The sequence below is a fragment of the Chachezhania antarctica genome, from assembly GCF_003646465.1.
GTDB lineage: Bacteria > Pseudomonadota > Alphaproteobacteria > Rhodobacterales > Rhodobacteraceae > Chachezhania > Chachezhania antarctica.
Map to the genome: position 1 here is coordinate 22,526 of NZ_QZEX01000005.1, position 26,507 is coordinate 49,032.

Consider the following 26,507-nt stretch of genomic DNA (forward strand, 5'->3'; position numbering starts at 1 on the left):
TCAATGAACAACAAGTCCAACACGGAGGTTACTCATGAAAACCAAAGCACTTGCAGGCGCGCTTCTGGCGCTTGCCGCGGCGCCCGCCGCAGCACAGGACCTGCCCAAGGTCGTCTTCGGCACCAACTGGCTGGCACAGGCCGAACATGGCGGTTTCTACCAGTCCGTCGCTGACGGGACGTACGAGGAATGCGGCCTGGACGTGTCCATCGTCCAGGGCGGTCCGCAGGTCAATAACCGCGCGTTGATGCTTGCGGGACGGATCGACTATCACATGGGCGGCGACCTGCTGCAGGCGTTCAACGCCGTCAAGGAAGGCGTGCCGGTCGTGTCCGTGGCCGCGATCTTCCAGAAGCACCCGCAGGTCATCGTCACCCACCCGGGCAAAGCCGAAACCTTCGAGGATCTGAAGGACCTGACGCTTCTGATCGGCGACAACGGGTATCAGTCCTACTACCAGTGGATGATGGCCGAATACGGCTTCACCGCCGAACAGCGCGAACCCTACACCTTCAACCCCGGCCCGTTCCTCGCCGATGATACCAAGGGCATGCAGGGCTACCTGTCGTCGGAACCCTACCTGATCAAGAAAGAGGGCGGTTTCACCCCCGATGTCTTCCTGATCGCCGATGCGGGTTATTCCACCTATGCCACGACGATCGAGACGATGGCCGACACTATCGCCGAGAAGCCCGAGCAGGTGAAATGCTTCGTCGATGGGTCGATCAAGGGATGGTACAACTACCTGTACGGCGACCATTCGGCCGCCGACGAAATGATCATGGCAGACAACCCGGAGATGACGCAGGACAAGATCGACTACGGCATCGAGAAGATGCTGTCGGAAGGCATCGTGGTGTCCGGCGATGCCGAAACGCTGGGCATCGGCTCGATCACCGACGAGAAGGTCGGCGGCTTCTTCCAGAAGATGGTCGATGCCGGCGTGACCGACAGCGATATCGACTGGAAATCGGCCTACACGAATGAATTCGTGAACGAAAAGGTCGGAATGGACCTGAAGAAGTAAACCCCTGGCCGGCGGGGCGAACCGCTCCGCCGACCCCTTACGGAGGTGGCAATGGCCAAGGAACGCAAAGCCCTCGGGCAACGCGACCCGGTGCTGACGATGAGCCATGTGGAAAAGACATTCCGCGGCAATATCGTGGCCCTGAAGGACATGAACCTGGACGTGAACGAGGGCGATTTCATCTCGCTGCTTGGTCCGTCGGGCTGCGGGAAGTCGACGGCGCTGCGCCTGATCGCCTCGCTGATGCAGCCCACGTCGGGCGGTATCCGCTGGGCCGGGGGGCAGTCGAACGACGATCTGGGCGTCGTGTTCCAGGAACCCACGCTGATGCCCTGGGCGCGCGTGGCCGAAAATGTCTGGCTGCCCTTTCGGCTCCGCGGCAAGAGCTACGGCGAAGTGAAGGACGACGTGCTGGAAGCGCTGAAGCTGGTCGGGCTGGAGAAGTTCCAGCGCGCTTTCCCCCGCGAATTGTCGGGCGGGATGAAGATGCGTGTGTCCATCGCGCGTGCGCTGGTCACGAAGCCGCGGCTTATCCTGATGGACGAACCCTTCGCCGCGCTCGATGAGATCACCCGCCACAAGCTGAACAACGATCTGCTGGAGCTGCGCGAACGCGTCGGCTGCACCGTGATCTTCGTGACGCATTCCGTGTTCGAATCCGTCTTCCTGTCGGACCGTATCGTCGTGATGGCCGCCCGCCCCGGCCGCGTGATCCGCGAGCTTGAGGTCGACGCCCCCTACCCGCGCGGCGAGGAATTCCGCACCTCGGCCGAATATGCCGCCTATTGCCGGCAGGCCTCGGAAGCGCTCCACGAAGCGATGGGAGAACCCGCATGAGCATCGCCGAAGACGGCGGCCCCGTCATCCATCCTGAGCTGGACGCAGAAGAAGCACAGCGCGCCCGGACCGAACGCATCCTTAAGATCGCGCGCTGGACGCTCCCGTCGCTGGTAATGGTGCTGACGATCCTCGCCTGGCATCTTTACGTCACGCTGTGGGAGATCCCGCATTACATCCTGCCCGGCCCCGGCCTTGTGGCGCAGAAGATGGTGGAAGACTGGGATCTTCTTTGGCCCGCCATGCTGAAGACCGGGCGGCTGACGATCCTGGCCCTGCTGCTCGCCGTCATGGGCGGCGTGGGGCTGGCGGTAGCGTTCACCCAGTCGAAATGGGCGGAGATGTCGTTCTTTCCCTATGCTGTCATCCTGCAGGTGACGCCGGTGGTGGCGGTCGCGCCGCTGATCCAGATCTACGTCGAAAACGCCTTCGTCGCGGCACTTCTGTGTGCGTGGATCGTGGCCTTCTTCCCGATCCTGTCGAACACGACCATCGGGCTGAAATCGGCGGATCATAACCTGTCGGATCTCTTCACCATCTACGGCGCCACCAAGTGGCAGCGCCTGCGCTACCTGTCGGCGCCGTCGGCGCTCCCGTTCTTCCTGGGCGGTCTGAAGATCGCCGGTGGTCTGGCGCTGATCGGCGCCGTGGTCGCAGAATTCGTGATCGGCCGCGCAGGCACCGGGCTTGGCTTGGCCTCGACCCTGCTGGAAGCGTCCTATCGCTTCAACTTCGGCCGGCTTTACGCCGCGCTGATCCTGATTTCGGTAATGGGCGTGGCGATCTTCGCGCTGATGAGCACGATTTCCTACCTTGCCCTTTACCGCTGGCACGAAAGCGCCCTGAAACGAGAATGAATATGGACTTCAAGACACTGCCATCCGGGCGCTTCACGCTGAAAGACGTCTCGGTCCCCGCCTGCCTTCTGGGGCGGGAGGGCGACCTGATCCGCACCGATATCGGCATCGACGGCGATGTGATCGCAGCCCCCGGGGGCGAAACTGTCGACATGAAAGGCGCGATGGTGCTGCCGTCCTTCACCGACATGCACACCCATCTGGACAAGGGCCATATCTGGCCTCGCTCCCCCAACCCGGACGGGACGTTCGATGGGGCGCTCTCCACCGTCCGCGCCGACCACGCGATCTGGACGGCCGAGGATGTCTCGGCCCGGATGGAATTTTCCCTGAAATGCGCCTACGCCCACGGCACGCGGCAGGTGCGCACCCATATCGACAGCCTTGACGGCCAGTACCAGCGCAGCTGGCCCGTGGTGGTCGAGATGCGGGAGAAATGGGCCGGCAAGGTCGATCTGCAGGCCGTGTCGCTGATGAGCTGCGACCGCTTCGGCACCGATGGCGAATTCGCGGCATTGGCAGAGGTCGTGGAAGAGGCCGGCGGCGTTCTGGGCCTTGTGACCTACCCGATCCCCGATCTGCCGCGCATCCTGACCGGATTCTTCGAGATGGCGGGCAAGATGGGCCTGTCGGTCGATTTCCATACCGACGAGACGATGGACCCGGGGTCGGAAACGCTCCGCATGATTGCGGAAGCCGTGATCGAAACCGGGTACGATCTGCCGGTCGTCGTGGGCCATTGCTGTTCGGTGTCCACTCAGGAGGAGAGCCGCGCGTTCGATACGCTGGATCTGGTCGCCAGGGCCGGGCTGAACGCGGTCTCCCTGCCAATGTGCAACCAGTACCTGCAGGACCGCACCCCGGGTCGCACGCCCCGCCGCCGCGGCGTGACGCTGGTGCACGAAATGAAGGACCGTGGGATCAACGTGTCCTTCGCGTCCGACAACACCCGCGATCCGTTCTACGCCTACGGCGATCTGGACATGGTCGAGGTCATGCGCGAAGCCACCCGCATCGCCCATCTGGACCATTCCGGCACCAACTGGGTGAAGGCCTTCACGTCCAACCCGGCCCAGGCCTGCGATTTCATGGCACCGGACCTGTCGCCCGGCGCATCCGCCGATCTGACCATCTTCAAGGCGCGGACATGGACGGAACTCTTCTCCCGCCCCCAATCCGACCGGATCGTCCTGCGGGACGGCACCGCCATCGACCGCACGCTTCCCGATTACGCAGAACTCGACCACCTGATGAGGACATCATGACAGCCGACATAGAGGGCGCCAAGGCCGCGCTTTCGCATCTCGACATCGAACAGAGCCCGGCGGGCATCAAGGCCGCCAGCCGCGATTTCTTCTGGTATTCGCCCGTCCTGAAAAAGCACATGGACCACCTGGAGGCCGATTTCGTCGTCCGCCCCCGGACGGAAGCCGAAGTGATCGAGATCCTGAAGGTCTGCTATGCCCATGACGTCCCCGTCACCACGCGGGGCGCGGGCACGGGCAATTACGGGCAGGCCATGCCGATGGAGGGCGGTTGCGTCATGCACCTGCGCCACATGACGGCGGTGAAGGAGATCCTTCCGGGCCGGGTGATCGTCGAACCCGGCTGCCTTCTGCAGGATCTGGATGCCGCCACAATCGCCCATTCGGGGCAGGAACTGCGCATGTTCTCCTCCACCTGGGCCACGGCCACGATTGGCGGGTTCATCGCCGGTGGCTCGGGCGGCGTGGGGTCCGTCCGCTGGGGCTCGCTGCGCGACCTCGGCAACATCATCCGCCTGCGCGTCGTGACGATGGAGGAAGAGCCCCGCGTGCTGGAATTCACGGGGGAGGAACTGGCCCGCGTCTCCCACGCCTATGGCACAAACGGGATCATCACCGAAATCGAGATGCCGCTGGCCCCGTCCTACGACTGGACCGACATCTTCGTGACCTTCGAGGACTTCGGCGAAGCGATGGCCTTCGCCGACGATATCGCCTGCGAAGACGGGATCTTGATCAAGATCTCGTCGGTCTACGAGGCGCCTACCGCGCACGAGTACTTCCCGCGGGTCAAACCTCATGTCTCCCCCGGCGATCACCTTGTCGGGCTGATGGTGGCCCCGCAATCGATGGACGGGTTTCTGACCTTCCTGGCCCGCCGCCCCAAGGCCAAGCTGATCTACCGCTCGGACGCCAGCACGTGGGAGCGCGGCCCGGGCAAGGTCTTCGAATACGGCTGGAACCACACGACGCTCCGCGCCCTGCGCGTAGACCCGTCGATCACCTATCTTCAGGTCCGCTATGCCTTCCCCGACCACCGCGCACTGGTGGAAAAGATCCGCGCGAAATTCTCTCCCGAGATCCTGCAGCACCTGGAGGCGATCCGCGGCGGCGGCAAGGTCAACTTCGCCGGGCTGACGCTGGTCAAGTTCACGACCGAGGAACGGCTGGACGAGATCATCGCCGCCCATGAAGAGGCCGGCGCGCTGATCTTCAACCCGCACCGCTACACGCTGGAAGAAGGCGGCCGCCAGATGACCGACGACACCCAGCTGGCCTTCAAGCGCGAGGCCGATCCGAAGGGCCTTCTGAACCCCGGCAAGATGATCGGGTGGGACGATCCGGACTTCTCCTATGACGGCATGTACCATTACCCGAAGATGAGATCCCCCGCATGAAGGCACTGGTTCTGTTTGCCCATCCCTGCCCCGAAAGCTTCGCCGCGGCCCTGCATGGCACGATCGTCGACACGCTGAACGGGCGCGGATGGGACGTTGACGATTGCGATCTGAACCGCGAAGGGTTCGACCCGGTGATGTCGGAAGAAGACCGGCGCACCTATCACGACATCCCCGAAAACAAGGCCCGCGTGTCGGGGTATGTCGACCGTCTGATGGCGGCCGAGGCGCTGATCCTGTCCTTCCCGGTCTGGAACTTCGGCTATCCGGCGATCCTGAAGGGGTTCTTCGACAAGGTGTTCCTGCCCGGCGTGTCGTTCCGGCTGGAAGAGGGCAAGGTCGTGCCGAACCTGACCCATATCAAGAAACTGGTCGCCGTCACGACCTATGGCGGCACCCGCTGGCGGGCCTTCACCGCGGGCGATCCGCCGCGCCGATCGGTCACCCGCGCCGTCTGGCACACGACCCGGCCCGACACGATGCGCTACCTTGCGCTTTATGACATGAACCGGGCCACACAGGAGAAACGGCAGGCCTTCCTGGGCAAGGTCAAACGCGAAATGGAGGCACTTTAGGATGCAGGTGCTCGTCGTCTATTGCCACCCGCGCCCCGACAGCTTCACGGCGGCAGTCAAGAACACCGTTCTGGAAAAGCTGCACGCGGCCGATGCCGCTGTCACGGTGCTGGATCTCTATGCCGAAGGGTTCGATCCGGTGATGGGCGGCCCGGAAAACGCGGCCTACCTCGACTGCACGCTGGGCCGGTCCCATGTCGCGGCCCATGTCGTCGCGATCGAGGCCTGCGATACGCTGATCTTCGTCTACCCCACGTGGTGGTACGGCCTGCCCGCGATGCTGAAAGGGTGGCTCGACCGCGTGCTGCTCCCCGGCAGCGCTTTCCTGATGCCCGACGAGACACATTCCGACATCCGCCCCGGCCTGACGCATATCAAGCGGCTTGCGGTCTTCACCACCTGTGGCGCAAGCTGGTGGCTGACGCGGATCATCGGCGCGCCCGGCAAGCGCACGATCCTGCGGGGCCTGCGCATCCTGTGCGCCCCGCGCTGCCGGACGGCCTTTGCCGCGCATTACCTGATGGACGCGTCCAGCCCGACGAGCCGCGCCAAGCATCTCAAACGCGTCGCCCGGAAGATGGACCGCTTCCTGGGTGGCCCCGGTGAACCGCAGAAGGTGCCCGCATGATCCCTGTCCTGAACTGGAACGAATTCCAGACCGACCCGCAAGCCTTCGTGACCCGGCTTGGGAAAGCCTGCCGCGAAACCGGCTTCTTCCTGCTGTCGGACCACGGCGTCCCCCAGAACCTGATCGAAGGCACCTTCGCCGCCGGCGACGCGCTGTTCTCACTGCCCAAGGCAGAGAAGGCCGCGTTCTCGATCTACAACAACCCGCACAACCGCGGCTGGACGGGTGAAGGCAGCGAGAACCTCGACGACAGCTCGGACCAGGTGGACCGGAAGGAGGCGTTCAACGTCGGCCTCGACCTCGCCGCCGACGATCCCCGCGTTCTGGCGGGGGAGCCCTTCCGCGGTGTGAACGTCTGGCCCGACCTGCCGGGCTTCCGCGAGACGGTGCTGGACTACTACGACCGCGCGCTGGCCCTTGGCGTCGACCTCCACCGCGCCATCGCGCTGGATCTGGGGCTGGAAGAACATTACTTCACCCCGCATTTCTCGGCGCCCCTGTCGACGCTGCGCATGCTGACCTACCCGCCCGGTACCGGAGCGGCGGGAGAAATCGGCGCCGGCGCCCATACCGACTATGGCTCGATCACGCTTCTGATGACCGACGGCGAAGGCGGGTTGCAGGTGCAACCGCGCGGGCAGGACTGGGCGGACGTGCCCCATGTCCCCGGCGCCTTCGTGGTCAACATCGCCGATTGCCTGATGCGCTGGACGAACGACATCTACGTCTCGACCCCGCACCGCGTGCTGCCGCCGAAACGCCAGCGCCGGTCACTCGCGTTCTTCATGGATCCCAACCCCGACAGCGTAATCCGTGCGCTTCCGGGCACAGGCGAGGCCAAGTACCCGCCCGTCACCGGCGCAGACTACCTGCGCCACCGGCTCGATGCCACCTACGCACCGGAGCCGGCAGAATGAGGCGATTGGACTGGACAGAACGCCGCGCGCCCGAATTCGGCGACGTGGACCCCGAGAAGACCATCGCCATCCTGCCCACGGCGGCGGTGGAGCAGCACGGGCCGCACCTGCCCGTTGGCACCGACACGCTGATCGCGACCGGCATGCTGGACCGCCTGCGCGCCGCCTGCCCCGACGATCTGGACATCGCCATCCTGCCGATCATGGCGGTGGGCAAGTCGAACGAGCACCTTTGGGCCAAGGGCACGCTGACGCTGTCGGCCGCCACGGCGCTGGCGGCCTGGACCGAGATCGGCCTGTCCGTCGCCCGCGCCGGCGTGAAGAAGATCGTCATCGCCAATTCCCACGGCGGCAACCTCGACCTGATCTCGATCCTCTCGCGCGAATTGCGGGTCGAGGCCGGGATGCTGGCCGTCAAATGCCAGTGGGGCAATTTCGGCCATCCCGAGGGCCTCTATTCCCCCGACGAGATGCGTTTCGGCATCCATGGCGGCGATGTCGAAACGTCACTGATGCTGGCCTTCCACCCCGAAACGGTGGACATGTCGAAGGCCATCAACTTCCGCTCCGCGGCCGAGACGGACCCGATCCCGCCCACCGGCCCGATCTCCCGCGGGTGGATCGCGGCGGACCTGAACCCGGACGGGACCGTGGGCGATGCCTCGCTGGCGACAGCGGAAAAGGGCGCGGCCACGGCCGACCACCAGGTCGCGGGCTTCATAGAACTTCTGCGCATGGTCGAAGCGATGCCGGTGCCCAAGGCGCCCGCGAAGATCGGGTAACGGCACGGGTCAACACGGGACGACCAAACTCGCCCCCCCGGCAATCGACCCGCGCCAGGGGGGCTTTGCCCCCGTCCGCGCCTGCGGCCCGAACGCCCCCGGAGTATTTTGGAAGAGAAGAAGAAGCGATCTCCTCCCCCGAACGTCTTTCTCCACGTACTCCCGCCAGAGGTGGTCTGCGGCAAGTTGCAGAACCCCGTCACCAGTTGGGTGTACCCGTCCACATGGCCACCTGTTCGGCCTGTTCGACGATACGCGCTGTTTTATCGTCATTTCCGCCAGTTCCCATTGGCAGACCGCCCCGCTAGACAGGCCTCAAAGCCTCAAGGAGCACCGTTCATGCCCACCCCTGTCACTGCCATCCCCGCCGCACCTTCCGACCGCGCCCTGGCGCATTTCGAAGCCATGCTTGCGTTCGAGACCGACTGCTGGGACACGCACGAAGCGCTTCAGGCCGAACAGAGGGACTTCACGCTCATCGATGTCCGCTCGCCGCAGCAATTCGCGCAGGGCCACATCGACGGCGCGATCAACCTGCCCCACGGCAAGATCACCGCCCGGCGGATGGAGGCTTTCCCGGCAGCCACGACCTTCGTCGTCTACTGCGCGGGCCCCCATTGCAACGGCGCCAACAAGGCGGCCGTGCGGCTGGCGCGGCTGGGATTGCCGGTGAAGCTGATGATCGGCGGGATCACCGGGTGGCTGGACGAAGGCTTCACGCTGGCAGAAGGCTAGTTCGCGCCGGACGGCGGCAGGTCCACGCGAAAGACCGTTTCGGCCAGATCGCTCTGCGCCGGCGGGTAGATCCGCGCGACCCGCGGATCGTGGCCCGGCACGATGTGGGCCTCGCTTTCGGCCATTGCCCGGATCCTGTCATGGGCCGCCAGCATCTCGGGCAGGCCGAAGGCGATGGCGTATGGCACGCCGCGCTCCAGTTCCTCGAAGTAATGCAACGCGTCCGAGGCGAGCACCACCCAGCCGCGCGCGGTATGAACGCGCACCACCTCCTGCCCGGCAGTATGCCCGCCGACCCGATGCAGGCTGAGGCCCGGCGCGAATTCAAGATCGCGGTCGTGCAGTTGCAACCGGTCCCGGCGCAGCAGGTCTTCAAGCCGGGCGATATCGTCGGCGTGATAGGCATGGGCGAAAAAGGGCACCTGCATCCAGGGGCCGGTGATATGGGCCATCTCCTCGGCCTGCATCCAGAACTGCGCGCGGGGGAAAGCGTCAAGGTACCCGACATGATCGTAATGGGCGTGGGTCAGGATCACCGTGTCGACCGCGTCAGGGGCAACGCCCAGGGCCCGCAATGCCTCCGGCGGCGCGATGGTCTGGTGATGGCCGTTCGCGGCGCCCTTCGCGGCATCGATCCCGGTATCGACGACAATCACCCGGCCCGCCCCCGAGATCACCCAGAAATAGAAATCCATCTGCAACAGATCCAGCGGATCCGGGTCGTTGATGAAATTGTTGCCCCGCGTCCGCACGGTGTTCTCCGCATGGCGGATCGCGAAGATCCGGTAGTCGGGCAATGCCGCGGTCATGAAAGATCCTCCCTCCGGCGCCGGGTCTGCGCCCGGTCCCGGCCTCCCGTGCCAGTCTTCACCGACCGGCCCATCAAGGCAAGCCGCGCGCGGTAGCGGTTCGGAAGACGCCCGACCTGTCCGGGCAGCACAGGGTGGGCCGCCGCCCCCCCCCGAGATACTTGAAGACCAGAAAAACCCGGGCGCATCCCCTGTTTCTTCTTTTCCCAAATACTCCCGCCGGAGGCACCCGACGGCACGGCCCGGAACCTCCGCCGATCTGAAGAGAGGACCCGTCAGGAATGCTCCTCGGCCGCCGTGGCAGCCAGGAGACGGTTGTAGGCCTTCAGCGCATCGACATGGAACAGGGCCCCGATGATTTCGGGGGCGTCGCCGGAGGTATCGACCACCGGCAGGAAGGCCACCTGCGCGCGGTCGAAGACGGGCATGGTGGCCTCCAGCGTTTCCGAGGCGCCGACGGACAGGCCCTCGGCCAGCATGCGCTCGCATTCGTCGGGATCGGCCTCGTTCGTTGCCCCTTTTGCCCGCATCACGCCGCCCGCGCGCAGCATCGCCAGCAGGTAGGCCTGCGGCCCGGCGGCAAGATGCGTGCCGCGACGCTCCAGCTGGGTCAGGAAGAAGGACCGGTCCACAAGGCGGGAGCTGATGGCCGTCGAGAGCGAAACCGCGATCATCACCGCCAGCCCGATCTCCCAGTCGCCGGTCAGTTCGAACACGATCAGCGTGGTCGAGATCGGCGCGCCCAGCACCGCCGCGGCCACGGCGCCCATCCCGGCAAAGGCATAAAGCGTGTGATTGCCCGACACGTCCGGCAGGATCGAAGTGGCCACCAGCCCGTAGGCCAGCCCGGTCAGCGCGCCGACCATCAGCGAGGGCGAGAACACACCCCCGCCCATGTGGCCGCCGAAGGTGATGGCCACCGCCAGCACCTTCACCACGGTGAATAGAACCGCCTGCGTCAGGAACAGATCCCCCGTCAGAGCGCGGTAGGTCGTCTCGTACCCCACGCCGATGATATGCGGGAACCAAATCGCGATCAGGCCCAGCATCGCGCCCGACACGGCCGGGCGCAGCCAGCGCGGCAGACCGATCCAGTTCTGCGCGGCGGTTGCCACGTCTTCGGCGAAGAAGATCGACCGTATCAGGATCACGCCCACGATGCCGCAGACGATGCCCATCAGCAGGAAGGCGGGCAGCTCGACGTAGAACTGGAAATCGACCGTGTCGGCGAGATCGAACTCCACCTGTTCGCCCAGCCCCAGCCGCGTGATCACGGTGCCGGCGACGGCCGCGATGACGATGGGCGCGAAGGCATGCACGGCGAAATGGCGCAGCACGACTTCGAGCGCGAAGAGCGCCCCGGCGATCGGCGCATTGAAGCTGGCAGATACGGCGGCCGCCACGGCGCAGCCCAGAAGATCGCGGCCGGTGATCCCGTCGGCGTCGATCCGCTTCGACACCCAGGTCGAGATCACGCCCGCGATGTGCACCACCGGCCCTTCGCGCCCCGTGGACCCGCCCGAGCTGAGCGTGATCAGCGACGCCACCATCGACGCGATCCCGGCCCTGGTTTCGACCCGGCCTTCGTGCATGGCCGCGCCCTGGATCACGTCGGCCACCGACCGGACCCGACCGTCGGGCGTGAATTTGTGCAGGATCAGGCCCACGATCAGCCCGCCGATCACGGGCGCGAAGAAGATCGCGTACCACGGCAGGCCGCGGGCGAAGCTGTGCAGGTAGTGCACGTCGTGGGTGCCGTAGACCCACGCCTGCAGAAGGTCGATGCCCACCCGGAAGGCCAGCGCCGCGAAGCCCGCCGCGATCCCGATCAGGAGTGCTATGAACCAGAACTGCACCTGCCCCGGCCCGCGCCGCTTCAGCGTGTCCCATCCGCGCCGCAGCTGCGCCAGCCCCGAACGGGTCTTGCGGCTAAGGAAGGAGCGCTGGGGTTCGGTCATGGGCTGGCGTTTCGGGCTAGGATACCATCCCTCATAGGCCAGCAACGCCTTCGAAGAAACAAGACCTGCGGTCGCGGGGATTTACGCCCTCAGCCTGTGGCCCTCGGGATCGAAGGGGGGACGGACAAGGATTTCCGCCTTGTGCGGTCGGCCCAGCACCATCACCTCGACCGTATCACCCGGGTTCCCGGCCTTGATAGAGGCCAGCGCCAGCGACCGGTTCACGCCATAGCCATAGCCGCCGGAACTGACCCGCCCGATGCCGGTGCCGTTCAGGAAGATCGGCTCCCCCCCCGTCGCATCGGCGTTCGAGGCCGTCACATCGGCCTCGTCCAGCGCGAGCATCACCATCCGTTCGCGGGCGGGTTTCGCCAACGCCGTTTCCACCGCATCGCGGTTCAGGAACGGTTTGTCGAGCTTGACCAGCGCCTCAAGCCCCACTTCCTGCGGCCAGTATTCCGGCGAATACTCCCGGCCCCACGAGCCATAGCCCTTCTCGAGCCTGAGCGACATCAGCGCCCGGCTGCCCACCGGCCCGGCGCCCAAGTGGCGCCCGGCTTCCAAGAGCGCCGCGTAAAGGCGTTGTTGATCGTCCGCGGCGCAATGCAGTTCCCACCCCAGGTCCCCGGTGAAGGAGACGCGGAGTGCCATGCAATCGACACCCGCGATCTCGACCCGCTTGGAGCGGAAGAACGGGAAATCGGCGGTCTCAAGCGACGTGTTGGTCAACCGCTGCAACAGCGCGCGCGACGCAGGCCCTGCCACGTTGAAGCCGCAGGTCGTGTCGGTCAGGGACCGGTGCGTCGTGCCCTTGGGCAACGGCACGGCGTGGAAGAACCGCTGGTGATAGCGTTCGGCCATGCCGGAGCCCAGGATCCAGAATGCCTCCTCCCCGGTCTTCGTCACGGTAAAATCCCCCGCGATCCCGCCGCGTTTGCCGATCAGCGGCGTCAGGCAGGACCGTCCGACCGTCTTGGGCATCCGGTTGGCGAACAGCGCATCCAGCCAATCGCCCGCGCCCGGCCCTGTCACCTCGTACTTGGCGAAATTCGAGATATCGATGATCCCGGCCTTCTCTCGCAGCGTCCGCGCCTCGGCGCCCACGATGTCCCACCATAGCTGGCGGGTAAACCCGGCGGTATCCTGGGTGCCGGGCGTATCGGCGAAATACAACGGATGCTCCCAGCCCCCGTTCAGCCCGAAGACCGCGCCCATGGCCTGCTGGTCGGCATAAACGGGCCGCGTGCGCGCCGGACGGCCCGCACTGCGTTCCTCGTTCGGGAAATGGATCGCGAAGCGGTGGGCGTACTGGTCCGTCACGCGCGCCTTGGTAAAGGCAGGTGTCGCCCAGTCGCCATAGCGCGTCAGATCCCACGCGAACATGTCGTAGCGCGGTTCGCCCTCGACGATCCATTCCGCGGCCATCATCCCGAGCCCGCCGGATTGCGAGAAGCCCGGGATGATCCCGCAGACACAGAAATACCCCGGACGTTCGGGCACCGGACCGTAAAGCGCCGAGCTGTCGGGCGACCAGATCATCGGTCCGTTGATCACCCGCTTGATCCCCGCAGCGCCCACGGCCGGGACACGGTCGATGGCGCGCATCATGTTTTCCTCGATCCGCTCCAGATCGTCGGCAAAGAGTTCATGACCAAAGCCCTGTGGCGTCCCGTCCTCGGCCCAGAGCCGCACGTCGCGCTCATAGGCGCCGATCAGCAGGCCCTTGCCTTCCTGGCGCAGATAATATTCCCCGTCCCGGTCGGCGACAGAGGGCAGACGCCGATCCATCCCCGCGATCTCGGGGATCGTCTCGGTCACGAAATACTGGTGCTCGGTCGGTTGCAGCGGCAGGGAAATCCCCGCCAGCGCCGCCACCTCCCGCGCCCAGAGGCCGGCGGCATTGATCACCCAATCGGTGCGGATCTCGCCCTTGGGCGTCTCGACCACCCAGCCGCCATCCGGCTGGGGACGCGTCGCGGTGACCGGCGTGAAGCGATGGATCTCGGCCCCCCGCGCCCGGGCGCCGGCGGCATAGGCCTGCGTCACGCCCGACGGGTCCACATTACCGCCATCGGGTTCGTACATGATGCAGCGGATGCCATCGAAATCGACCAGCGGGTGCAGGCGTTCGGCCTCGTCGCGGGAGACCTCGTGGAAATTCATCCCGTACAGCCGCGCCTTGGCCTCCTGCAGCCGCAGCTGGTGTTCGCGTGCCTGTGTCTGCGCAAGGTACAGCGACCCCGCCTGAAAGATCCCGCAGCCCTGCCCGGTTTCCTGCTCCAGCTCCTTGTAGAGCGTCATCGTGTAATGCTGCAGGCGCGAGATATTGGTGTTGTCGTGCAGCCCGTGGATGTTGGCGGCGGCGTGCCATGTCGATCCGCTGGTCAGTTCGTCCCGTTCCAGCAGAACGACATCCGTCCACCCCAGCTTGGCCAGGTGATAGAGGATCGAGCATCCGACAAGACCGCCGCCGATCACGACAGCCTGGGCATGGGTTTTCATCTGGGCGGGCCTCCGTTTGACGGGGCCACCCTTGCGCGGGGCGGGCTGCCGGGATCGTCCGATCCCGACATGCCCTGTCGCTGTGCGACCAGTTCAAAACCTGTCGCTGGGTGACCGGTTCGGACCGGTCACCCAAGGGGTCGTTCAGGCGGCGGCCGCCTCCTGTGCGTCTGCACTGCGCATCGGCTTCAGCGCGGTCGCCCACTTGGCCAGCTCGGCCAGGGTCTGGGCCGCGCCATCCTTCATCGGCTCGTTGGGCACCAGATCGCCATTGTCGTCGAAATGGTTCCAGACGAACGGCACCGGCACGAAGCCCGGCAGAGCCATCATCTTCAGGCCGCCAACAAGGCTGCGCAGGACATCGCCGCTGCGCATGCCACCCGATACGCCGCCATAGCTGACGATCGCGGCCGGCTTGTAATTCCACTCCACCACCAGAGCCTGCAGCGCGTTCACCAGCGCCGCGGGCGGGAAGCCGTCGTATTCCGGGGTCACGAAGACAAAGGCATCGGCCTCGTCCACGATGGCGGACCAGCGCTTGGTATGGTCATGTTCGTAGGCCTGCATCGCCGGGTGCTTGGGTTCGTCCAGCAGGGGAAGACCGACCTCGGCCAGGTCGACGACATCGACGTCGAACGCACCGTTCTCGCCGGCGGCCGCGGCGACCCAGTCGGCAACCTTGGGGCCGATGCGGCCCGGACGGGTGGACCCGATGATGATCTTCAGCTTGAGTGACATGGTCATACTCCTTTGTTCTGAAATTGAACGTGCCTTCCCCGTCCGCCGGATGCAGCCGCGCTGCCCCCCGGCGCCACCGGTCTCGGTTGCGTTCGGAAACTCTGGTATCCGTCGGATACCGGGTTAACTTATGCAAATGCTGCGGCGCCGCAAGACGGCACGTTTCCGAAACCGAGGTATCCAAGATGAAACCAGACACGCATGTCCTGCCCGGCCACGAGGATCCGGCCTGCGGTCCGGTCCGCAATCTGCTGCAAACCGTGGGCAGCAAATGGAGCATGCTGATCGTCGCGCACCTGGCCGAGGAACCGCGCCGGTTCACCGATCTCAAGCGCACGATCGGGGGGATCACGCAGAAGTCCCTCACCGCGTCGCTGCGCGAGCTGGAGAAAAATGGCCTTGTAGAACGGGCGGTTACGCCGGTTGTGCCACCACGGGTCGACTACCGGCTGACACCGCTGGGCGAAACGCTGCTGGGCCCGATGAAGGCGCTCACGGACTGGGCCGTGGCCAACGAATGCGCCGTGGCCCGGGCCCGCGCGCGGTTCGAAACCGAGCAGGCGGCAGCTGCGACACGCCGCCCCGCGCCTCCCCCAATCTGATAGAAGCCCTGCGCGCCGCCGCACAGACCGATCGCCCGCGCAAGCGGGCGCGAACATCGTGTCACGCCGCGGGCGTGTCCGTTAGGCAACCACATCCAAAATCGTAGTGGATCCAGCAACTCGCTACGGATCCGATCCTATCCGTTGCAAGCACAACCACGGCCAGCATGGCAGGATTTGCTTTTGGAAATGCACGAGTCACCGCAGGCTTTCCCTTTCCTGCATGTCTTGCAGCAAGACGCTTTCAGAACGTTCTCACCGCGAAGCTTTTCGACCAGACCCCAGACACCTTGTGCCGTCAGCGCCGTCTGGACAGGGTTCCAAGCCTCACTTTGCGGGTGAGCGTAAACGGCTCCCGCACCCGAGATTGCCATCACGGCAAAACCCGCCAAGATTGTCTTTTTCACGTTGGTCCCCCACGAGCCCACCCAGCTCACGCGACACCTATACAGATTTCTACGCTCGTTAACACTTTAAATATCACATCTATGGTCGGACGAATAATCCGCCAGCCGTATCAGAAGTCCGACAGGCCTGCCCCGCGGTCGTACCATTCCCGGTCCGCGCCATCGGGCATCGCCTCCTCGGCCCGCTTGCGACACCGAAGGGCGCAGGCGCGGGCTTCCCAGATCAGGGCATCCGGCGCCTCGTCCGACAGCACCGCCAGCGCCCGCGCGACAGCGCCGTGCACCTCGACACAATCACCTGCGTCGCGAGAAATGGGGTCGTAGGACGAGCGGAAGAGGCGTTCGCAATCCAACGGATGCAGGTAGAGCCGGTCGAGCGTCCCTTCCTCGGCCGGTTGCGCGACCTTGCTCCGGCAGCTCAGCACCCGGGCCAGCCGGTGCGCGATATCCTGCGCCGTGCCTGGATCGTTGACCGAGGCCGACAGCGCCCGCTTGGCCACCTCGGCGATCAGCCGGACGGCAAAAACCGGGTCCTGCTCGAAACTGCGCATCTCGCGGATGGGCAGCGCCTCGTGCAATTGCGTCTCGGATGATGACGCCAGTTCATCGACCCCCACGACCAAAGCCAGGGGCATGCCGCGCAGGATATGATCGCCCACCCGGATCTGCACCAGGATCCGCGCGTCGTGCGACGCGGCCCAGGCCTGCAGCGCGTCTTCGAACACCTGTTGCAAATAGCCGTTGCGATTGGCGCGCAGGATCAGCACCTCCGCATCGCCAGGATCCCATTCACGGGCCGATCGCGCGCCGTTGCAGGGCCGCGCCACCGCGGTGCCCACGGCCTGCACCGCCTCACGTTCCAGCGCGTCGAGCGTTTGCGGCAGGCTGCCCAACCCTTCCAGGTGCACGATCCAGCGCATCATGTTGTAGACGACCAACAGCACCACAAGCGCCGACACGCCGAACAGCACCACGATCCCCTTCTCGTCGAAGGCATGTGCCTCCAGCAGGATCAGGGCGATCAGCGCGAACAGGAACGACCCCACGAAGCTGGCCAGCACCGAATGCGTGATCGTGTCCTGCCGCAGCACAAGATAGGATCGCGGAGACCACTGGCCCGCGGCCAGGAAGAAGGCCGACGTCATGATCGTCAGTGAAAAGATCGAGACCGACAGCATCGAACTCGCAAGGATCTGCAGGATCGTGTCCACCGCCTCGGCGCCCACAAAATCGGACATCCGGTCGGGAATGAAGGGCGCCAGCAGCACCGCGCCGACCAGCGCAAGCAGATTCAGCACCGCGTACAGGATCACCCGCACATAGATCCGCCGCGATACCTGCAGCGCATATCGAAGAAAGGCCCGGATCATGATGCCTGTCCCGATGTCGCAGCGGTGAATGTCTGCCTGCGACAGGTCCTGTCGTTTTTCAGCTTGCTCAAGACCCTGTCCCCCGGAATGGTCGCTGCAACAACTCTAGCGGAGCATTTCATGAAAACCACCACCCGTGTTGTCGTCATTGGCGGCGGTGTCGTCGGCTGCAGCGTATTGTATCATCTGACGAAACTCGGCTGGTCGGATGTCATGCTATTGGAACGGTCCGAACTGACGTCCGGTTCCACATGGCATGCCGCGGGCGGGTTTCACACCCTGAACGGCGACACGAACATGGCCGCGCTGCAGGGCTACACCATCCGCCTCTATCGCGAGTTGGAAGAACTCACCGGCCTCTCCTGCGGTCTGCACCACGTGGGCGGAGTGACGCTTGCCGACAACCGCGACCGGTTCGATATGCTGCTGGCAGAACGCGCCAAGCACCGGTTCATGGGGCTGGAGACAGAGATCGTCTCGCCCGAGGAGATCGCAAAGATCGCCCCCATCACCAACACCCAGGGCGTGATCGGCGGGCTCTACGATCCGCTGGACGGCCATCTCGATCCCTCCGGCACCACGCAGGCCTATGCCAAGGCCGCCCGCATGGGCGGGGCGGAGATCGAGCTCCACTGCATGGTGAAGGAGACCAATCAGCGCCCTGACGGGACGTGGGATGTGGTCACCGACAAGGGCACGATCCATGCCGAACACGTGGTGAACGCCGGCGGGCTGTGGGCGCGCGAAGTGGGCGCGATGGCGGGCGTCTACCTTCCGCTGCATCCCATGGCGCACCAGTACCTGGTGACGGAAGACATCCCCGAGATCTACGAGCGCGACGCCGAACATCCCCATGTCATGGACCCGGCCGGCGAAAGCTATCTGCGTCAGGAAGGCCGGGGCCTGTGCATCGGTTTCTACGAACAGCAGGCCGAAGCCTGGGCCGTCGACGGCACGCCGTGGACGTTTGGCCATGAACTTCTGCCGGACGATTTCGACAAGATCACCGACAGCGTCGCCTTCGCCTACAACCGCTTCCCCGTGCTCGAACGCGCGGGCGTCAAATCCGTGATCCACGGCCCGTTCACCTTCGCCCCGGATGGCAACCCGCTGGTGGGCCCCGTCCCGGGCCTGCGCAACTACTGGTCCGCCTGCGGCGTGATGGCGGGCTTCTCCCAGGGCGGCGGCGTGGGTCTGACGCTGGCTCAATGGATGATCGAGGGCGAGCCCGAACGCGATGTCTTCGCGATGGATGTCGCCCGCTTCGGCGACTGGATCGGGCCCGGCTATACCCTCCCCAAGGTGGTCGAGAACTACCAGAAGCGCTTTTCCGTCTCCTACCCGAACGAGGAACTGCCCGCCGCGCGCCCCAACCGCACGACGCCGATGTACGACATCTTCACGTCGATGGGCGCGGTCTGGGGCCAGCAGTTCGGTCTCGAAGTCGCGAACTACTTCGCGCAAGGCGATGAGCCGACCTATGAGACCCCATCCTTCCGCCGCTCCGACGCCTTCGACGCCACGGCCCGCGAAGTGAAGGCCGTGCGCGAGGCGGTGGGCATCAACGAGACCCACAATTTCGGCAAGTACCGGGTGACGGGCGCGAACGCCCGCGCGTGGCTCGACCGCATCATGGCCGGCCGGATCCCGAAACCGGGCCGCCTGTCGCTGACGCCGATGCTGTCGTCCAAGGGCAAGCTGATCGGGGATTTCACGGTGTCCTGCCTGTCGGAGACGGAATTCCAGGTCACCGCGTCCTACGGCGCGCAGGCGTTCCACATGCGCTGGTTCGACATGAACGCGGCCGACGGCGTGCGGGTGGACAACATCTCGGACAGCCGCACCGGCTTCCAGATCGCCGGACCCAAGGCGCGGGAGGTGCTGGCGGCCTGCACAAGGTCTGATATCTCGGACATGAAGTTCATGGACATACGGCGCCTCATCGTCGGCATGACCGACTGCCTTGTTCAGCGCGTGAGCTATACCGGCGACCTGGGGTACGAGATCTTCTGCGACGCCACTGCCCAACGCCAACTCTGGTCCACCTTGTGGACGGCTGGCCAGCCCCACGGGATGCAGTCCTTCGGGATGCGGGCGATGATGTCGCTCAGGCTCGACAGGTTCTTCGGGTCGTGGATGTCCGAATTCTCGCCCGACTACACGCCGGCGGAAACGGGGCTCGACCGGTTCATCGCGTGGAAGAAGGACGCCGATTTCATCGGTCGCGCCCCTGCGGAGGCGGAGCGCGCCGCGGGCCCGGCCCGCAAGCTCTGCGCCTTCGTGGTCGAAGCCGACGATGCCGACGTGCAGGCCTACGAACCCATCTGGCTGAACGGCGCGGTCGTGGGCTTCTGCACTTCGGGCGGCTATTCGCACTGGACGGGCCAGTCGGTGGCGCAAGGCTTCCTGCCGGTGGACAGCATCGCCCCGGGACTGGACGTCGAAATCGAGATCCTAGGCCAGATGCGCCCGGCAAAACTGGTCGACGGCGCCCTGTGGGATCCCGACGGCGCACGCATGCGCGGATGAGGATCGCGACCGTTCTTCTGGCGGCCGGTTCGTCCTCCCGCATGGAAGGACGCGACAAGCTGATGGAGCGGGTTGGGGACCAGCCCCTCCTCCATCTCATGGCCGTCCGAGCATTGGCGGCCGGCGGCCCGGTCATCGTCGCCCTGCCCGACCGGAACAGCCCCTTCGGCCTGACCCGCTGGGACTGCGTCGAGGGGCTGGACGTGTTGCCCGTATCCGTGCCCGATGCATCCGAAGGCATGAACGCCAGCCTCCGCACCACCATCGCGGGGCTCCCCCCGGTCGATGCCGCGATGATCCTGCTGGCGGACCTGCCGGAGCTGACCGCCGACGATCTGCGCACGATGAAACAGGCCATCACGCGGAACCCCGATCACCCGATCTGGCGCGCAACGGACACAGACGGCCGCCCCGGCCATCCCGTCGCCTTCTCGGCCACCTTGTTCCCGGATCTTCTGGCACTCACCGGCGATACCGGCGCCCAAAGCATCGTCCGAGCGCACAAGGATCAGGTCCACCTGATCCCCCTGCCCGGCAGCCACGCTACGCTGGATCTCGATACCCCCGAAGCCTGGGACACGTGGCGGAACCGCTAGGCGGTCAAAACCTTCTCCATCCGGAAGTTCGTCAGTTCGACGCCCCGCCGCACGGGTTTCTGTTCCCGGACAACGTGCCAGCCCATCCGTTCGAAGAAGGGCCGCGCCTTCAGGCTGGCATCGGTCGTCATGACGGTGGCGCCAAGCGCCTTCGCCCTGTCTTCCACCGCGTCGTATAATTGTCGGCCCACACCCTGCCCGATCGCATCCGACCGGATGAACGCCAGGTCGACATGGCCATCCGCATCGATGGTCATGAACCCGACCACCCGGCCGTCTGCTTCGGCGGCGAAGCCATCGACGCCGTCCAGCCGGTCGGTCCAGCCTTCCGGATCATGCACCGCCCCGGCCCAGGCATCGCGCTGTTCCTGAGTGTACTCTGCCATGGTGCCACGCTGGACCGCGTCGAAAAACACCTCGCCCGCCGCTGGCCCGTCCGTGGCCACAAGCGGCCGAATGATAATACTGTCCATACGCACCCCGCTCCGTCAGGTGAACCCAATTGCCGGACCAGTTGCAAAGGTCAACACAACCCGCCCCACCGCGCCCGAGCGGGCGCGTCGGATCCGAAGGATACGTCGCGGGCGGGCGGGTGGGCCCGCGAGGGCGCGGTGGGGCAGCGGCATTCCCATCCAACCAGAAAACGGTCCGACGGAACGGCGATACCAAAGCTCGCACGAACCTCTCTCAGCTTTCGCGCGGCCCGATCTCCGTTCGGATCTCGTCCAGCCCGGCAACCCCGCCGGTGATCACGTCCCCCGCCACGACCGGCCCCACGCCCGCAGGCGTGCCGGTCATGATCAGGTCGCCCGCTTCCAGCGCCATCGTCCGCGACACGATCGCGATCTGTTCCTGCACGTCCCAGATCTGTTCCGCCAGATCGCCGTCCTGCCTGACCTCACCGTTCACCGCCAGCCAGATCCGCCCGGCCTCGACCGACGGTACATCCGCCCAGGGCGTGATCGCGGTGATCGGCGCCGACATGTCGAAGCCCTTGCCCCAATCCCACGGTCGCCCCATCTCGCGCGCCTTCAGTTGCAGATCGCGGCGCGTCAGATCCAGCCCCACGCCCGCGCCGAAGATATGGCCATAGGCATCCTCGGCGCGGATATTGCGCCCGCCCTTGCCGATGGCGATGACCAGCTCGATCTCGTATTGCAGGTTCTCGGTCTCGGGCGGGTACGGCACGGTCACACCGTTATCCACCACCGCATCGGCAGGCTTGGTGAAGAAGAACGGCGGCTCCCGGTCCGGATCGCGCCCCATCTCGCGCGCATGGGCTGCATAGTTGCGGCCCACGCAGAAGATCCGGCGCACGGGGAACCGCGCGCCCGAACCCTTCACCGCAACCGAAGCCTGTGGATGCGGCGGAAATACATAGTCGGTCATCTGGTCATTCGTCCCTTGTCGTCAGGCATTGCCGCGGGCTTCGCGGAAAAGTCCCAGCTTTTCCTGAATGGGCCGGTCGGAAAAGGCAAACAGAACGGCCTCGCCCTCGGGCTCGTGCACCACCTCGTGCCACGACGGCACGACGAACACATCCCGCGGACCCCAGGTGATCTCCTGCCCGTTGACCCACGACCGCCCCCGCCCCTCGACCGGCACGAAGCCCGTCGCATCGGTCGACTTGTAGGGCGCGGTCTTCATGCCCTTGGGCAGAAGCTGCAGGCAGGTCCCCACCGTCGGCATAGCCCAGTCCCCGTTCACCGGGTTCACGTAGCGCATCTTCAGACCGTGGCAGGGATCCCATTCACGGGCCGCCTTCATCCGCTCCAGCGCCTCGCGCGAGCGATCATAGGGATAGTTGAAGATCGGCGAGGCCGGGGTGCTCTTCTCGTACCCCAGCGGCAGCATGTTCGCCCCGTAGCGCGCCAGTGAATCCCCTTCAGGCGTGTCGCGCTTCTGCTGATCCTCGCCCATGCCCTCGGCGAAGGACGCGTCGAAGAACTGCACGATGGGAATGTCCAGCACGTCGAGCCACAGGACAGGATCCTGCGTGTCGTTGCCATGATCGTGCCACTGCCAATGCGGCGTGATCACGAAATCCCCGTATTGCATGTTGGTGACCTCGCCATTCACCACCGTCTCACCGCCCGCGCTTTCCAGCACGAAGCGCAGCGCCGACTGGCTGTGGCGGTGCGCCGGCGCGACTTCTCCCGGCATCACAAGCTGGACACCGGCATAAAGCGACGTCGTGATCCGCGACTGCCCGCGCAGGCCGGGGTTCTCCAGGATCAGCACCCGGCGCTCGGCCTCCTTGGCGGAGATCAGGGCCGAGGCCTCGATCAGCTTCTCGCGCACCGTGTCGTAGCGCCAGGCATGGGGCTTGCAGCCACTGGTGGGCTCCGGCGTGATGATGCCCGCCATCACCGACCACAGCGCGGTCATGTTCTCGGGGTCGATGGAGTCGTAGAACGCGCGGCGCTCCGGCGTCTCGCTCGGGGTCTCGAAAGCCATCGGGGTCTCCTCCTCCTTTGGCGACAGTTTGCAGGCCGGTTTCGAACCGGTCAGAGCCTGCCTTCGCCGTGGCAACGCGTCTCCTCCCTGCTCCCGAAACCTATCGCGCCTTTCGACAGGCGGAAAGAGTTTTGATATCCGAAACGCACCGCTTCCCGGAACGATCCCCCTTCTTCACTTCCGAAACACTCCGGGGGAGTCGCCCGAAGGGCGGCGGGGGCAGAGCCCCCTTTCAACGCCCCGGAAAGCCCCGACAAAAGGGAAACTTGCCCCCGCCCGGCCCGACCGGGTCCGGCCCGGTCAACCGGCCAGCGTCTGCCAGACCATCCGCAGCGCCATGGCCACCAGCAGGACCAGCACGATCCGGTCGAACAGTTGGGCCGAGACGTTCTTCGCCAGTCGTCCCCCCAGCGACATCGCCGCCAGTTGCCCCACCAGCCCGGCCATGCTGACCGCCGCAATCGGCCAGGTCAGAAGCCCGTGGGAGATCTGCACGGGAACCTGGCTCAGGCACATCGCCACGAAGGACAGCGAGATCGTGGGCACGAAAACCGCTCTTTCCAGCCGCAACGCGTTCAGGAACGTGATCGACACCGGCGCCGACAGCCCCACCGCCCCCTGCAGGATACCGCCCGCGAGACCTGCCGGACCGGCCAGCTTCGTGGCAAGGGGCAGTGACAGATGAAATCCGGGCCGCGCCAGACGCAGCAGAACATAGATCAGAACGATCCCGGCCAGACCCAGTATCAAAGCCTCGGCCGGCAGGCTCACCAGCATTTCCGTGCCGATCCACGCCCCGGCAAAACTGGCAGCCGCCAGGATCCACGGCAGCGGGCCGCGCATGCGGGTCTCGCGGAACTGCCACAGTTGAACGAGGTTCGACACGAGGTTCGACAGCGCCATGATCGCCACGGCATCCCGCAGGCTCAGCACCGCCGCGATCACCGGAACGGCAATCACCGGCGCGCCGGCCCCCGTCACGCCCTTGACGAGCCCGCCCAGGGCCATCGCCACCGCGATGATCGCAAATTCGGTGAGCGTCATGGCCCCAGCCTCGCATCCATCTGCATGGCCGTGCCCTTCACCCGCCACCGGGACGATGCCTAGCGCGGCGGCCCTCCGGCCACAAGCCGCGCCCCGCGGGGCCAGAGAACGGGCGTTCCGCGATGTCGACCCTGTGGATGTTCTTGTGGAAGAAGAACATTGCCCCGGCTTTCCCGCCGCGATCAGCACGGGGCCTGTGGGCAAAGCCGTGGACAGGCCGGAGGATGGCCCGGCCCCTGCGCCATAACGCCCTGCGGCACCTCAACGTGTGCGCGCTTCACGCAGAAACTGCACGAAACCCCGGCGCTTTCCATCAAGGTTTCGTGCCGTCAGGGAACGTGGAAAACTCCCGCTCTCCCCGCCAACTGCGGGCACTGGCCAACAATCGTCTAGGGCGCGCGGATTAGCGCCTTTTCTGCCGCCAGCGTCATGCGGGCGACGTAGTCGGCCTGGCTCCACCCGCAGTCGAAACGCAGTTGCCGCCAGCTTCCGACCGAAAGCATGGTCCACAGCAGATCCGTCGCCTCGGTCGCGGACAGGTCCGGCGTCAGGTCCCCGTCGCGGTGCAAAGCCGCGACCGCCGCGGCGCAGCCGTCGCGCACGGCACGCATCCGGTCGGCCAGCGCCTCGGCCGCGTCGGCGTCGGTGTGCTGCATCGCTGCCAGCGCTTCGCCCAGGCCCCAGATCTCGGGGATGTAATTGCCCCAGGACTCCACCCAGCTTTTCAGCCGCGCCCGCCCTGTTTCCGCCGTGCGGCTGGGTTCCAGCCGCGCGTCGACCTCGTTCACCTCGTCCAGGTGGCGCGCCGCGGCGATCAGAAGCTCGGCCCGGGTCGAGAAATGCAGGTACAGCGCCTGCCGGCTGATCCCGGCCGTGCGCGCGATGTCCGACATGCGGACCGATTTCGACCCGCCCTGCAGCAGATCGAGCGTTGCGGTCAGGATACGAAGGCGGGTCGTCTGATTCTCACTTGACATGATGTAAAGTGCACGCCACTTGACAGCATGTCAACTTGACACGGTGTCAAGTTCAGTTTCGGAGGGAAACCCATGAAGATCATCATTTTCGGTGCGACCGGCTCTGTCGGGTCGAAAGTTGTCGATACGCTGCTGGCGGACGGCCATGACGTCACCGCCTTCGCCCGCCATCCCGAACGGCTGGATACGGATAGCCCTGCGCTGTCCCGGGTCGCCGGCGACGCGCTGGACGCCGCGCAGGTCTCGGCCGCGATGGCCGGGCAGGACGCGGTTGTCGTGGCGCTTGGCGCGGGCAATTCGATCACCAGCCGGATCAGGTCCAGGGGCACGCTGAACGTGATACGCGCGATGCATGACCACGGCGTGCGGCGGCTGATCTGCCAGTCGACGCTGGGCGCGGGCGACAGCTGGGCGAACCTCGATGTCTTCTGGAAGACGGTAATGTTCGGCTTCCTGCTGAAACAGGTCCACCGCGAGCATGAATTGCAGGAGCAGCTGGTCCAGGCCTCGGGGCTCGACTGGACCATCGTCCGGCCCGCGGCCTTCACCGACGATCCGGCCACCGGGCAGTACAAGACCGGCTTCGGCCCGATGGTCCGCGGCCTGAAACTGAAGATCCCGCGCGCCGATCTGGCGGGGTTCCTGTCGCGCCAGGTCACCGATCTGACCTACCTGCACCGCCCTGTCGCGATCTCCACCTGATGCCACGGGGCTTGAGGCGGGGGCCGCAAGGCGCTAGGCAAGTTCAGCCCCCGCCCTTTTTTCCAAGGTGACCCCCTATGGCCCGCAACACGTCCGGCCGCGGCCAGCGCGATCTGAAAGTCAAGGTCAAGACAGCCCGCGGCCGCAAGCTTTCATCCACCCGCTGGCTGCAGCGGCAACTGAACGATCCCTACGTGCACCGCGCGAAGGCCGAAGGCTTTCGCGGGCGGGCCGCGTTCAAGATCATGGAACTGGACGACCGCTACCACTTCCTGCAACCCGGCGGCCGCATCGTGGACCTTGGCTGCGCCCCCGGCGGCTGGCTGCAGGTGGCGGTGCCGCGCGTGAACGCGCTGGGAGAGATGCAGAACAAGCCCCAGGGCCGCGTGATCGGCATCGACATTCAGGAGGTCGAACCGGTGGCGGGCGTCGAACTGCTGGAGATGGACTTCATGGCCGACGGCGCCGACACCCGCCTGCGCGAAATGCTGGGTGGTGCGGCGGACGTGGTGATGTCGGACATGGCGGCCAAATCATCCGGCCACAAGCAGACCGACCACCTGCGCATCATCTCGCTCTGCGAGGCGGCGGCGTACTTCGCCTTCGACGTGCTGGACCCGGGCGGCACCTTCGTGGCGAAGGTCCTTGCCGGCGGCGCCGAGGGCGACCTGCAACAGGTGCTGAAGCAGAAGTTCGAGAAGGTCGCCAACGTGAAGCCACCCGCGTCGCGGTCGGACAGTTCCGAGAAGTTCGTGGTGGCGATGGGGTTTCGGGGTTAGGGCAGCCTTGACGCTCG

At 65.7% G+C, this 26,507-nt stretch carries 25 protein-coding genes; 15 read left to right on the forward strand and 10 right to left on the reverse strand.

From position 1 onward, the window contains the following. Positions 1 to 34: 34 nt before the first annotated feature. The 10 genes from D4754_RS11015 to D4754_RS11060 all read left to right on the forward strand — a co-directional run bounded on the left by D4754_RS11015 (position 35) and on the right by D4754_RS11060 (position 9,020). On the forward strand, positions 35 to 1,027 hold the full coding sequence (locus D4754_RS11015; RefSeq protein ID WP_121063483.1) for an ABC transporter substrate-binding protein: 993 nt from the start codon (positions 35 to 37) through the stop codon (positions 1,025 to 1,027). A gap of 51 nt (positions 1,028 to 1,078) precedes the next feature. Continuing rightward, positions 1,079 to 1,864 carry an ABC transporter ATP-binding protein gene (locus D4754_RS11020; protein ID WP_240453847.1) on the forward strand — a complete coding sequence of 262 codons (786 nt, stop codon included), beginning with the start codon at positions 1,079 to 1,081 and terminating at the stop codon, positions 1,862 to 1,864. Continuing rightward, positions 1,861 to 2,721, forward strand: a complete 861-nt coding sequence (locus tag D4754_RS11025) for an ABC transporter permease (protein ID WP_121063485.1) — start codon at positions 1,861 to 1,863, stop codon at positions 2,719 to 2,721. The genes D4754_RS11020 and D4754_RS11025 overlap by 4 nt, the downstream gene beginning before the upstream one ends. A 2-nt stretch (positions 2,722 to 2,723) precedes the next feature. Then, positions 2,724 to 3,986, forward strand: a complete 1,263-nt coding sequence (locus D4754_RS11030; RefSeq protein WP_121063487.1) for a cytosine deaminase — start codon at positions 2,724 to 2,726, stop codon at positions 3,984 to 3,986. Beyond that, positions 3,983 to 5,383, forward strand: coding sequence for an FAD-binding oxidoreductase (locus D4754_RS11035; protein ID WP_121063489.1), 1,401 nt, complete (start codon positions 3,983 to 3,985; stop codon positions 5,381 to 5,383). Before D4754_RS11030 ends, D4754_RS11035 begins: the two co-directional genes overlap by 4 nt. Continuing rightward, on the forward strand, positions 5,380 to 5,958 hold the full coding sequence (locus D4754_RS11040) for an NAD(P)H-dependent oxidoreductase (RefSeq protein WP_121063491.1): 579 nt from the start codon (positions 5,380 to 5,382) through the stop codon (positions 5,956 to 5,958). Before D4754_RS11035 ends, D4754_RS11040 begins: the two co-directional genes overlap by 4 nt. A 1-nt stretch (position 5,959) precedes the next feature. Further along, positions 5,960 to 6,586, forward strand: a complete 627-nt coding sequence (locus D4754_RS11045) for an NAD(P)H-dependent oxidoreductase (protein WP_121063493.1) — start codon at positions 5,960 to 5,962, stop codon at positions 6,584 to 6,586. Continuing rightward, complete coding sequence (locus D4754_RS11050; protein WP_121063495.1) at positions 6,583 to 7,503, forward strand: isopenicillin N synthase family dioxygenase; 921 nt, start codon at positions 6,583 to 6,585, stop codon at positions 7,501 to 7,503. The genes D4754_RS11045 and D4754_RS11050 overlap by 4 nt, the downstream gene beginning before the upstream one ends. Then, complete coding sequence (locus D4754_RS11055) at positions 7,500 to 8,285, forward strand: creatininase family protein (RefSeq protein WP_121063497.1); 786 nt, start codon at positions 7,500 to 7,502, stop codon at positions 8,283 to 8,285. The genes D4754_RS11050 and D4754_RS11055 overlap by 4 nt, the downstream gene beginning before the upstream one ends. A 339-nt stretch (positions 8,286 to 8,624) precedes the next feature. After that, a complete protein-coding gene (locus D4754_RS11060; RefSeq protein ID WP_121063499.1) occupies positions 8,625 to 9,020 on the forward strand; it encodes a rhodanese-like domain-containing protein in 396 nt (131 codons plus the stop codon). Here D4754_RS11060 and D4754_RS11065 read toward each other — a convergent pair. The 4 genes from D4754_RS11065 to D4754_RS11080 all read right to left on the reverse strand — a co-directional run bounded on the left by D4754_RS11065 (position 9,017) and on the right by D4754_RS11080 (position 15,027). Continuing rightward, a complete protein-coding gene (locus tag D4754_RS11065) occupies positions 9,017 to 9,829 on the reverse strand; it encodes an N-acyl homoserine lactonase family protein (RefSeq protein WP_121063501.1) in 813 nt (270 codons plus the stop codon). The genes D4754_RS11060 and D4754_RS11065 overlap by 4 nt on opposite strands. Positions 9,830 to 10,104: 275 nt before the next feature. Then, complete coding sequence (locus D4754_RS11070; protein WP_121063503.1) at positions 10,105 to 11,787, reverse strand: chloride channel protein; 1,683 nt, start codon at positions 11,785 to 11,787, stop codon at positions 10,105 to 10,107. Positions 11,788 to 11,868: 81 nt separating this feature from the next. After that, positions 11,869 to 14,289: a GcvT family protein gene (locus D4754_RS11075; RefSeq protein ID WP_121063505.1), complete on the reverse strand. Its 2,421-nt coding sequence runs from the start codon at positions 14,287 to 14,289 to the stop codon at positions 11,869 to 11,871. Between the two features lie 144 nt (positions 14,290 to 14,433). After that, the gene (locus D4754_RS11080) at positions 14,434 to 15,027 is read right to left on the reverse strand and encodes an NADPH-dependent FMN reductase (protein ID WP_121063507.1); all 594 of its coding nucleotides are present in this window, start codon (positions 15,025 to 15,027) and stop codon (positions 14,434 to 14,436) included. Positions 15,028 to 15,212: 185 nt separating this feature from the next. Between D4754_RS11080 and D4754_RS11085 the strand changes: the two genes are divergently transcribed. Continuing rightward, the gene (locus tag D4754_RS11085; RefSeq protein ID WP_121063509.1) at positions 15,213 to 15,629 is read left to right on the forward strand and encodes a winged helix-turn-helix transcriptional regulator; all 417 of its coding nucleotides are present in this window, start codon (positions 15,213 to 15,215) and stop codon (positions 15,627 to 15,629) included. 517 nt (positions 15,630 to 16,146) lie between these two features. Here the strand turns inward: D4754_RS11085 and D4754_RS11090 are convergent. Next, a complete protein-coding gene (locus D4754_RS11090) occupies positions 16,147 to 17,406 on the reverse strand; it encodes a DUF2254 domain-containing protein (RefSeq protein ID WP_121063511.1) in 1,260 nt (419 codons plus the stop codon). A gap of 120 nt (positions 17,407 to 17,526) precedes the next feature. Here D4754_RS11090 and D4754_RS11095 point away from each other — a divergent pair, with 120 nt between their 5' ends. Together D4754_RS11095 and D4754_RS11100 are read left to right on the forward strand one after the other, a co-directional pair. Beyond that, positions 17,527 to 19,935, forward strand: a complete 2,409-nt coding sequence (locus D4754_RS11095; RefSeq protein WP_121063513.1) for a GcvT family protein — start codon at positions 17,527 to 17,529, stop codon at positions 19,933 to 19,935. Beyond that, complete coding sequence (locus D4754_RS11100) at positions 19,932 to 20,531, forward strand: nucleotidyltransferase family protein (RefSeq protein WP_121063515.1); 600 nt, start codon at positions 19,932 to 19,934, stop codon at positions 20,529 to 20,531. The genes D4754_RS11095 and D4754_RS11100 overlap by 4 nt, the downstream gene beginning before the upstream one ends. On the opposite strand, the gene D4754_RS11105 is transcribed toward D4754_RS11100, so the two are convergent. From D4754_RS11105 to D4754_RS11125, 5 genes are all read right to left on the reverse strand, one after another. Beyond that, entirely contained in the window at positions 20,528 to 21,004 is a 477-nt protein-coding gene (locus D4754_RS11105; RefSeq protein WP_121063517.1) for a GNAT family N-acetyltransferase, read from the reverse strand. The two genes, D4754_RS11100 and D4754_RS11105, sit on opposite strands and share 4 nt — an antisense overlap. 214 nt (positions 21,005 to 21,218) lie before the next feature. Further along, positions 21,219 to 21,920, reverse strand: a complete 702-nt coding sequence (locus D4754_RS11110) for a fumarylacetoacetate hydrolase family protein (protein ID WP_121063520.1) — start codon at positions 21,918 to 21,920, stop codon at positions 21,219 to 21,221. Positions 21,921 to 21,941: 21 nt separating this feature from the next. Further along, positions 21,942 to 22,988, reverse strand: coding sequence for a gentisate 1,2-dioxygenase (gene gtdA / locus D4754_RS11115; protein WP_121063522.1), 1,047 nt, complete (start codon positions 22,986 to 22,988; stop codon positions 21,942 to 21,944). 300 nt (positions 22,989 to 23,288) lie between these two features. Next, the gene (locus tag D4754_RS11120; RefSeq protein ID WP_121063525.1) at positions 23,289 to 24,032 is read right to left on the reverse strand and encodes a sulfite exporter TauE/SafE family protein; all 744 of its coding nucleotides are present in this window, start codon (positions 24,030 to 24,032) and stop codon (positions 23,289 to 23,291) included. A gap of 389 nt (positions 24,033 to 24,421) precedes the next feature. Next, positions 24,422 to 25,009: a TetR/AcrR family transcriptional regulator gene (locus tag D4754_RS11125; protein ID WP_121063527.1), complete on the reverse strand. Its 588-nt coding sequence runs from the start codon at positions 25,007 to 25,009 to the stop codon at positions 24,422 to 24,424. A gap of 72 nt (positions 25,010 to 25,081) precedes the next feature. Between D4754_RS11125 and D4754_RS11130 the strand changes: the two genes are divergently transcribed. Beyond that, complete coding sequence (locus D4754_RS11130) at positions 25,082 to 25,711, forward strand: NAD(P)-dependent oxidoreductase (RefSeq protein ID WP_121063528.1); 630 nt, start codon at positions 25,082 to 25,084, stop codon at positions 25,709 to 25,711. 77 nt (positions 25,712 to 25,788) lie between these two features. Beyond that, the gene (locus D4754_RS11135; RefSeq protein ID WP_121063530.1) at positions 25,789 to 26,490 is read left to right on the forward strand and encodes an RlmE family RNA methyltransferase; all 702 of its coding nucleotides are present in this window, start codon (positions 25,789 to 25,791) and stop codon (positions 26,488 to 26,490) included. The last annotated feature ends 17 nt before the right edge of the window (positions 26,491 to 26,507 follow it).